At 65.9% G+C, this 211-nt stretch carries 1 protein-coding gene; it reads right to left on the bottom strand.

The features are described 5' to 3' along the window. On the bottom strand, window positions 1-211 hold a 211-nt coding region (locus tag QQL85_RS26590), incomplete at both ends, for a condensation domain-containing protein (protein ID WP_284368804.1).

The following is a 211-nucleotide window of genomic DNA, read 5'->3' on the forward strand; positions in this document are numbered from 1 at the left end:
TCTCGAACAGCGGACTGTGTTCGTACTCGCGCAGCGCCAGGTTTTGCGCCTGCAGCTGAGCCAGCCATGCCCCCACCTGCTCTGTCGGCGACGGCTGGGCCACCACTGGCAGCGTGTTGATGAACAGCCCCAGTTGGCTTTCGACCCCCGCCAATGCGGTCGGGCGCCCGGCAACCGTGGCACCGAAGCTGACGCAGTCCTGTCCGGTATA

Source organism: Pseudomonas putida (assembly GCF_030159595.1).
In the GTDB taxonomy this organism is placed as follows: Bacteria; Pseudomonadota; Gammaproteobacteria; order Pseudomonadales; family Pseudomonadaceae; genus Aquipseudomonas; species Aquipseudomonas putida_AC.